The sequence below is a fragment of the Testudinibacter sp. 'clade 2' genome, from assembly GCF_006227735.1.
GTDB lineage: Bacteria > Pseudomonadota > Gammaproteobacteria > Enterobacterales > Pasteurellaceae > Chelonobacter.
In genome coordinates this window covers 1-9,758 of record NZ_VDHB01000029.1, presented here as the reverse complement: position 1 = coordinate 9,758, position 9,758 = coordinate 1, and the positions used below count along the sequence as shown (strand labels likewise).

Sequence of the window (9,758 nt, the reverse complement as noted above, 5' to 3'; positions counted from 1 at the left end):
TGATTAGACAGTACAGGAAGTTTATTATGCTTTATAACCGAGATGAGATCAGGGAGAACTGCGGTTTTGGTCTGATTGCCCATTTGGAGGGAAAACCCAGCCATAAGGTGGTGAGAACCGCGATTTTGGGTCTGTCGCGGATGCAACACCGTGGCGCGGTGTTATCTGACGGAAAAACCGGTGACGGTTGTGGTTTGCATATGCAGATGCCAAAACGTTTTTTCCGCTTTTTAGCGGAAGAACAAGGTTGGCGTTTGGGCAAAGAGTTTGCCGTCGGGCAGATTTTTCTGCCGACTGATCCGCAATTAATCGAACAGTATTGTGCGATCATCAAAGAAGAATTGACGCGTGAAACGTTGACGATTGCGGCGTGGCGCGATGTGGCGATCAATAAATCGGTGTTGGGGGAAATTGCGGCGTCGAGTTTACCGATGATTAAGCAGGTGTTTGTCAATGCGCCGGCAGGTTGGGGGCGCACCGATATCGAACGCCGTTTGTTTATGGCACGCCGTCGGATTGAAATGCGGATTGAACATCCCGATTTCTATATTTGTAGCTTGTCTAGTCAAGTGATTATCTATAAAGGCTTGTGTATTCCGAGGGATTTGCCGAAATTTTATCTGGACTTGGCGGATCTGCGCATGGAGAGCGGTATCTGCTTGTTTCATCAGCGTTTTTCGACCAATACTTTACCGCGTTGGAAGTTGGCACAGCCGTTCCGTTTTTTAGCACATAACGGTGAAATCAACACCATCTCCGGCAACCGTGCTTGGGCTCGGGCGCGAGGCTATAAGTATCATACGCCATTGATTCCGGACTTGCAGACGGTGGCGCCGTTTGTGAATGAAAGTGGTTCGGACTCCAGTTCGTTAGACAATATGTTGGAATTGTTCGTCAACGGCGGTATGGATTTATTCCGTGCTATGCGCTTATTAGTGCCGCCAGCATGGCAGTATAACCCGGATATGGACGATGAATTGCAGGCGTTCTACGATTTTAACTCGATGCACATGGAGCCGTGGGACGGCCCAGCGGGAATCGTGCTCAGCGACGGTACGCATGCCGCTTGTACGTTGGACAGAAACGGTTTGCGTCCGGCGCGTTATGTGATTACGCAAGATAAGTTAATCACCATCGCCAGCGAAGTCGGCATTTGGGATTATGCCCCCGATGAAGTGGTGGAAAAAGGGCGGGTCGGCCCGGGCGAATTGTTGGTGATTGATACTATCAACGGCAAGTTGATCCATTCCAACGAGATTGATGCAGAACTGAAACAGCGCCATCCGTACCGTGCTTGGTTGGATAAAAACGTATTGCGTTTAAAACCTTATGAAAACCTGCCGGACGATAAAATCGGTAAGGCGGAATTGGATCAAACCGCACTTTCGATTCATCAGAAGCAATTTGCTTACGATAAAGAAGAGTTGGAAAATCTGATTCGGGTTTTGGGCGAAGACGGACAAGAAGCGGTCGGTTCAATGGGCGATGATGCCCCGTTTGCAGTGCTGTCCGAGAAGCCGCGAATTCTTTATGATTACTTCCGCCAATATTTTGCGCAAGTCACCAACCCGCCGATCGACCCATTGCGGGAAAAGCACGTGATGAGCTTGAACACCAGCATCGGGCGAGAAATGAGCGTGTTTTTCGAAACGGAGGGGATGTCGCATCGGGTCAGTTTCAAATCGCCGATTTTGCTGTATTCGGATATGCAGCAGTTGAAAGCCTTAGAACCGACTTATTACCAACACCAAGTGCTGGACGCCACTTACGATCCGCAGGATTTATCGTTGCAAGAGGCGCTGCTGAGATTATGCGATCAAGCCGAAAGTGCGGTGCGCAGCGGTTCAGTGTTGTTGATTATTTCCGACCGCACTTTGGCGAAAAACCGATTGCCGATTCCTGCGGTGTTAGCGGTGGGTGCGGTGCAACAACGTTTGGTAGATACCCACTTGCGCTGCGATGCCAATATTGTGGTTGAAACCGGTTCGGCGCGCAATCCGCACCATTTCGCGGTGTTGATCGGTTTGGGTGCCACGGCGATTTATCCGTATTTAGCCTATGAAACATTGGCAGCCATGATCGCCGAAGGCGCGATTAAAAAACCAGTCCGGCAGGTGATGGCGAATTTCCGCGATGGTATCAACAAAGGCTTGTATAAAATTATTTCTAAAATGGGAATCTCTACTATTTCGTCTTACCGCTGCGCACACCTGTTTGAAGCGGTCGGTTTAAGTGACGAAGTCGTTGATCTCTGTTTCCGTAAAATCCGTTCACGGATTAAAGGCGCAGGCTTTGTTGAATTGGAAGCTGATTTGAAAGCATTGAATAAGTCGGCTTGGCGTGCCAGCCAGGATCTGGATAACGGTGGCTATCTGAAATATAAACCGCAAGGGGAGTATCACGCCTATAATCCGGAGGTGGTGAATTACTTACAGCAAGCGGTGAACAGTGGTGATTATTCGATTTATCGCCAATATGCCGAGACAGTAAACCATCGTCCGGCGACAACGTTGCGTGATCTGTTAAAACTGAATATTGATCCGGCGAAAAAAATTGGCTTAGAACACGTTGAACCAGCGGAAGGGCTGTACAAACGTTTCGATTCGGCGGCGATGAGCATCGGCGCATTATCGCCGGAAGCGCACGAAGCACTGGCGGTGGCGATGAACCGTTTAGGCGGCTATTCCAACTCCGGTGAAGGTGGCGAAGATCCGAAACGTTATGGCACCGAAAAAGTGTCTAAAATCAAACAAGTGGCATCGGGGCGTTTTGGGGTGACACCGGCGTATTTGATGAGCGCCGAAGTGATTCAAATCAAAGTGGCGCAAGGGGCAAAACCGGGAGAGGGCGGGCAACTGCCGGGCGATAAAGTCACTCCGTATATTGCACAGTTGCGGTATGCCGTGCCGGGTTCGACCTTGATTTCACCGCCGCCGCATCACGATATTTATTCGATTGAAGATTTGGCACAGCTGATTTTCGACTTGAAACAGGTCAATCCTAAAGCGATGATTTCGGTCAAACTGGTATCACTGCCGGGTGTCGGCACGATTGCTACCGGCGTAGCGAAAGCCTATGCAGATTTGATTACCATTGCCGGTTATGACGGTGGCACCGGCGCCAGTCCGTTGTCGAGCGTGAAATATGCCGGTTCACCGTGGGAATTAGGCTTGGCGGAAGCGCAACAGGCGTTGGTGGAAAATAACTTACGCCATAAAGTGCGGTTGCAGGTCGATGGTGGTCTGAAAACCGGTCTGGATGTGATCAAAGCAGCGATTTTGGGGGCGGAGAGTTTCGGTTTCGGCACCGGACCGATGGTGGCGTTAGGCTGTCGTTATCTGCGGATTTGCCACCTGAACAACTGTGCGACCGGAATTGCAACCCAAGACGAAAAATTGCGTCAAAACCACTATCACGGTTTGCCGGAAAAAGCGATGAACTACTTCAAGTTTATCGCACAGGACGTACGCGAATTGATGGCAGAGCTGGGCGTAACCAAGCTGACCGATCTGATCGGGCGCACTGATTTACTGTCAATTATTGAAGGCAAAACCGCTAAACAGCATGCCTTAGATTTAAGTGGATTGCTGTATGCACCGAAAGTACCAGAGGGTAGTGCCCGACACTGTATTGAAGCCAACCCGACAATGGATAAAGGCGAGCTTAACAAAGCCATTGTTGCCGATGTGGCAACCGCACTTGCCGCTCAGACACAAGTGGACTTGAGCTACGATGTGCGCAACACAGACCGCTCGGTGGGGGCGACTTTATCAGGGATGATTGCGCAGCAATACGGCAATAAAGGTAACGACAAGCAACGTTTTGAGATTCGCTTAAACGGCACGGTCGGGCAAAGCCTCGGTGTGTGGCTGGCTGGCGGCGTCAATCTGTATCTCACCGGCGATGCCAACGATTATGTCGGTAAAGGAATGGCTGGCGGCAAAATTGCGATCCGTCCGCACAGCGGTACCCTCTTCAAAGCAGAAGAGTCGACTATCGCCGGCAACACCTGTTTATACGGCGCAACCGGCGGCAAACTGTTTGCTTCCGGCAGAGCCGGAGAACGCTTTGCAGTGCGCAATTCCGGCGCAACGGCGGTGGTGGAAGGCATCGGCGATAACGGCTGTGAATATATGACCGGCGGTGTGGTGTGCGTGTTGGGTAAAACCGGGATTAATTTCGGCGCAGGCATGACCGGTGGTTTTGCTTATGTGCTGGATCTTGATGAAAAATTTGAATCACGTTTAAATCATGAACTGGTTGAAACCTTGCCATTGGACGCATTGCCGACGCATCAAGAGTATCTGCGCGGTTTGATTGCCGAACACGTTGAAAATACCGCCAGCCCGTTAGGGGAGCGGATTTTAGCCAACTGGAGCGACTATCTGGCGCGATTCCGTTTGGTGAAACCAAAAGCAAAAGATGTGAATGCGTTATTGGGGCACCAACGCCGCACCGTCGATGAGTTGCGGGTGGTAACTCAATAAGCGAGCCAAGCCAATCAGGGCTAAGCGAATAAAAATAAAGTGCGGTTAGCCGACCGCACTTTGGCTCTCAACGATAACAGCGTGAGTGACAAAATAGGAAATAGAATATGAGTCAGCAGGGAAATATTTATCAGTTCATCGATTTGCCGCGCATCGATCCGCCGAAAAAAGCGTTGCAGGATCGCAAAACAAAATTTATCGAAATTTATCAGGTATATGAGCAACCACAAGCGGCATCGCAAGCGGATCGCTGCTTGGAGTGCGGTAATCCGTATTGCCAACACAAATGTCCGTTGCATAACAATATCCCGAACTGGTTAAAACTGGTCTATGAAAATCGGATTATCGAAGCGGCGGAATTGGCGCATGAAACCAACACCCTGCCGGAAGTGTGCGGACGAGTTTGCCCGCAAGATCGGCTGTGTGAAGGATCGTGCACACTGAACGCCGAATTTGGTGCAGTCACCATTGGCAGCGTAGAAAAATACCTGACCGAAAAAGCCTTTGAAATGGGCTGGCGTCCGACGGTGAAAGCAGTGCCGCATACTGGGAAAAAAGTCGCAGTGGTGGGCTCAGGGCCTGCCGGTTTAGGCTGTGCTGAACAGCTGATTAAAAACGGCGTTGCGGTCACCGTCTATGAACGTGAGCCGGAAATCGGCGGCTTGCTCACTTTCGGGATTCCGTCGTTTAAATTGGAAAAAGAGGTGATGATTCGCCGTCGCCAAATTTTCAGCGACATGGGAATCGAATTTAAACTTGGGGTTGAAATCGGCAAAGAGATCAGTTTAGAACAACTGGCGGCAGAGTATGATGCGGTGTTTTTAGGTGTCGGTACTTACCAAAGTATGCAGGCAGAAATCCCGAATGAAAATGCCAACGGGGTCTATTCCGCATTGCCGTTCCTGGTTGCCAATACTAAAAATGTGATGGGCTTGGCGTGTGACGATTTTGTCTCGATGGCAGACAAAAAAGTGGTGGTGCTGGGTGGTGGCGACACCGCCATGGACTGCGTGCGCACTTCGTTACGCCAACAGGCAGCACAAGTGACCTGTGTCTATCGGCGTGACCAAGCCAATATGCCTGGCAGCCGCCGTGAAGTGCAGAATGCCAAAGAAGAAGGGGCAAATTTCTATTTCAATGCACAACCGGTTTCCATCGAAACCGATGGGCAAGGCAAGGTTGTCGGGATTAACATCGTGCGCACCGAGCTGGGTGAACCGGATGCCAATGGGCGCCGCCGTCCGCAAATCGTGGCTGGCAGCGAAGAATTGATGGTGTGCGATGCAGTTATCGTTGCTTTCGGCTTTGCCCCGCACGCCATGCCGTGGCTAAGTGCGGTCGGCGTTACGACAGACAACCGTGGACGCATCGAAGCCAAAGGCGAATTTAAACAGCAAACCGCTAATCCGAAAATTTTTGCCGGCGGTGATATCACTCGCGGTTCTGATCTGGTCGTGACCGCTATTGCCGAAGGGCGCCAAGCTGCACAAGGAATTATGGCGTATTTGGAGGTTTAGGGTTTAACGCTATTTTAAGACCTGCCATCTTCAGAAGATGGCAGATTTTCTTCAAAAACGGATTTGTTTTTCTGTATCATCGATTTTTAACATGTCTTCCAGTGTCTTGAAGTGGCTTTTCTTGGTAAAAGTTAAATAATCCGTCTTATCGAACTGGAAAGCGACAATTAAAAATTGATTTTGTTTCTTTTTGAAGAAAATGGTAATGGGTTGGGTTTGTGAAGTAATAAAGATCTTTTTAGTCCCTTTTTTGAAAGAAAACGCGCTAAAACCACCGAAAAAATGACTATTTTCGAAATGTGTGATGATTTTTGTCCTGGATGTTTCGGATAATACTTCGTAATAAATAATTTCTAAATAGTTATTCTGAAATAAAATCATTGTCATCATATCCTAAGACAGTTATCGCACTTTTGCCATTACGGATTTGTTGCACCAGTTGCTTACGCTCTGCTGCCGTTAATTTTTTGCTAGGTTTTTTACTGTCTAAATTACGCCAAAAATCCTCAGCTTGCTGGAAAAGAATTTCTTCAGTTGGTGAAGTATTTTCGACTGAAAATAATGTTTCGGAAATCTCTTTTTTGATTTCATCGGGCGCATTAAGAAGTCGATTGATGTTTAAGGTTGTCAACATAAAATCACCGTATAGCGTGTGTAAAATTATAGCTTTAACCTTACTGGTATTTGTTGCTTAAGGCAATGTTTTTCTGATTTGGCTTAGGGGCTGTTGATCTTTTGTGTTTATAAATCAAGCAAAAAGAGTGTGATTTTATCCGACAGCGACCTACGGTCGCAATCGGTTAAGCATTGATGAGAGGCTTTGCCTCTCTGAAGCAGCCGCAAAGTGGCTGATCTATGCGTAACCTAGTACGGCTTTGCCGTGCTAGGCTAAAAGGATTAGTTTTAGCTCAAATAATATACTTAAAAGATCAACAGCCCCTAGTATTTGGCTAGTAACTACGCAGCCAGATAGCACTTAGGTAAGTGCGGTAAGCTTAGCATCAAATCCGGCTTGAAATTTTTCTAAAGATAGATTATTGTAATGATATTGATACAATATGTGTATTAAAATATTTACATTAAAATTAAAACAAGGACTTTTATGAATGCTGTAGCCAACAAAAATGCAATCCACAATGTCAATATTTATGATGAAAAAGTATTACTGACGCCACAAGAGCTAAAAGAAAAGCTTCCGCTCAGTACCGCACTTAGCCGACAAATCGAACAATCTCGCCGTGAGATTGCCAATATAATTCATCGACAAGACAAAAGATTGCTTGTGGTGATTGGCCCTTGTTCGATTCATGATCCAATCTCGGCATTGGAATATGCGCACAAATTGAAAGTCTTGGCTGATGAAGTGAAGGATACAATTTATATCGTGATGCGTGTCTATTTTGAAAAACCGCGTACCACAGTCGGTTGGAAGGGGTTGATTAACGATCCGCACTTGGATGGCAGTTTTGATGTAGAGAATGGTTTACAGTTGGCAAGGAAATTGTTGATTGATTTGGCTGAATTGGGCTTGCCGCTGGCAACGGAAGCGCTTGATCCAATTTCGCCGCAATATATGGCGGAGCTGTTCAGTTGGTCGGCAATCGGCGCACGCACCACCGAATCGCAAACCCACCGGGAAATGGCGTCAGGTTTGTCGATGTCAGTCGGGTTTAAAAACGGTACCGACGGCAGTTTGGCGACAGCGATTAATGCGTTGAAAGCCGCTTCGCTGGGACACCGTTTTATCGGCATTAACCAACAAGGGCAGGTCAGTTTGCTGCAAACCGCAGGCAATAAAGACGGGCACGTGATTTTGCGCGGCGGTAAAGCACCGAATTATCAAGCCGAGTTTGTACAACAATGCGAACAGGAACTGGCAAAAGCCAATTTAGAACAGTCGATTATGATCGATTGTAGCCACGGCAATTCGAATAAAGATTACCGCCGTCAGCCACTGGTGGCGGAAGATGCGGTGCAACAAATTTTGGACGGCAACCGTTCAATCACCGGTTTAATGCTGGAAAGCCATCTGTTTGCCGGGAATCAAAATTCCGAACAGCCGAAACAACAGTTGCAATATGGTGTTTCGATCACCGATGCCTGCATTGATTGGCAGACAACCGAGCAATTATTGCGTAAAATTCATCAACAATTATTGAACAGACCTTAACGGAGATTGCGAAATGCAACCTTTGCAACCTTTACGCGATGAAATTGACAACGTTGATCGGGAATTATTAGGCTTACTGGAAAAACGCCTGCAACTGGTGGCGGAAGTCGGGCAAGTGAAACACCAACACGGCTTGCCGGTGTATGCACCGGAACGGGAAGCGGAGATGTTGGCGGCACGTCGCCAAGAAGCAGAAAAAATGGGAATTTCGCCCGATTTAATCGAAGATCTGCTACGTCGGATTATGCGTGAATCTTACCAAAACGAGCATAAAAACGGCTTTAAAACCGTCAATCCTGCGATTAAAAAAATCGTGATTGTTGGCGGAAAGGGCAAGCTCGGCGGGTTGTTCGGGCGTTATTTTCAACTATCGGGCTATCAGGTTGAAAATTTAGGGCGAACCGATTGGCAACGTGCGGATCAGATTTTGCATGATGCCGACGTGGTGATCGTGACCGTACCGATTCGCAACACTCTAGAAACCATCGAACGCCTGCAACCGCACTTGCGTGAAAATATGCTACTGCTGGATTTCACTTCTGTGAAACGCCAACCGGTTGAAAAAATGCTGCAAGTGCATCAAGGAGCGGTATTGGGCTTACATCCGATGTTCGGCCCGGATATTGCCAGTTTCGCCAAACAACTGATTGTGCGCTGTGACGGGCGCTACCCTGAACGTTATCAATGGATTTTGCAGCAAATGCAGCTTTGGGGCGCAACCGTTTATGCGATTGATCCTGCCGAGCATGATAAAAATATGACCTATATTCAAGCCTTACGCCATTTTGCAACTTTTGCCAACGGCTTGCATTTATCGCGCCAGCCGGTTGAATTATCAAAATTATTAGCACTGTCCTCTCCGATTTACCGTTTGGAATTGGCGATGATTGGGCGCTTGTTTGCGCAAGACGGCGAGCTGTATGCGGATATTATTTTGGACAAACCGGAAAATTTAGCGGTGATTGAGTCTTTAAAACAGAGTTATGAAGAAGCGTTACGCTTTTTTGAACAGAATGACCGTGCTGGATTTACCCAAGCGTTCAAACAGGTCAGCGACTGGTTCGGCAACTATTCTGAAGTCTTTATGAAAGAGAGCCGCCAATTGTTACAGCAGGCCAATGATTACAAACAGTTTTAACGTTTAAAGGCTACCATTTGGCAGCCTTTATTTTCTATCGCTTTTCGTCATGTTTGATCGCATCTTTCACCGCACTCTTGATAGCAAAAAGCATACCGATAACCATGGCTAGAAGAATAAGCAAAACAATCGTTGTTTCCATTATGTTTCCTCCTGTGAAAGGTTGTCTTGATATTTTCTCAGCTCTTTACTGCATAATAAAATCCCATATGCAGCGAAAGCTAACAATATAAGGTTAATTCCCTTAAACCACCAACTATATTGTCCATATAGTACAACAGGCATAGCCAGTAGTGCAACCTTGGCTAGATCTTCCAAATTCCTTGCCCATGAATCAGATGTTTCCTTTTTTATTGGTCTTCTCAATAGATACCAATTGGTATTTTTAAAATAATGGTAACGAGTCTTCATATTTTCTCCGCTATAAAATCTAGGGTCTGTTGATC

General features: G+C 47.3%; 6 protein-coding genes. 4 read left to right on the top strand and 2 right to left on the bottom strand.

Features of this window, described 5'->3' with window-relative positions:
* Positions 1-26: 26 nt before the first annotated feature.
* Complete coding sequence (gltB, locus tag FHQ30_RS03180; RefSeq protein WP_139611197.1) at positions 27-4,487, top strand: glutamate synthase large subunit; 4,461 nt, start codon at positions 27-29, stop codon at positions 4,485-4,487.
* A 107-nt stretch (positions 4,488-4,594) separates the two neighbouring features.
* The gene (locus FHQ30_RS03175; RefSeq protein ID WP_139611196.1) at positions 4,595-6,004 is read left to right on the top strand and encodes an FAD-dependent oxidoreductase; all 1,410 of its coding nucleotides are present in this window, start codon (positions 4,595-4,597) and stop codon (positions 6,002-6,004) included.
* Between the two features lie 361 nt (positions 6,005-6,365).
* Here the strand turns inward: FHQ30_RS03175 and FHQ30_RS03170 are convergent, their stop codons facing one another.
* Positions 6,366-6,638, bottom strand: coding sequence for a hypothetical protein (locus FHQ30_RS03170; protein ID WP_139611195.1), 273 nt, complete (start codon positions 6,636-6,638; stop codon positions 6,366-6,368).
* Between the two features lie 468 nt (positions 6,639-7,106).
* Here FHQ30_RS03170 and FHQ30_RS03165 point away from each other — a divergent pair, with 468 nt between their 5' ends.
* Complete coding sequence (locus FHQ30_RS03165) at positions 7,107-8,174, top strand: 3-deoxy-7-phosphoheptulonate synthase (protein ID WP_139611194.1); 1,068 nt, start codon at positions 7,107-7,109, stop codon at positions 8,172-8,174.
* 13 nt (positions 8,175-8,187) lie between these two features.
* Entirely contained in the window at positions 8,188-9,312 is a 1,125-nt protein-coding gene (gene tyrA / locus FHQ30_RS03160) for a bifunctional chorismate mutase/prephenate dehydrogenase (RefSeq protein ID WP_139611193.1), read from the top strand.
* 141 nt (positions 9,313-9,453) lie between these two features.
* Here tyrA and FHQ30_RS03155 read toward each other — a convergent pair.
* A partial coding sequence (locus tag FHQ30_RS03155; RefSeq protein WP_267963813.1) for a hypothetical protein occupies positions 9,454-9,758 on the bottom strand: 305 nt, incomplete at its 5' end.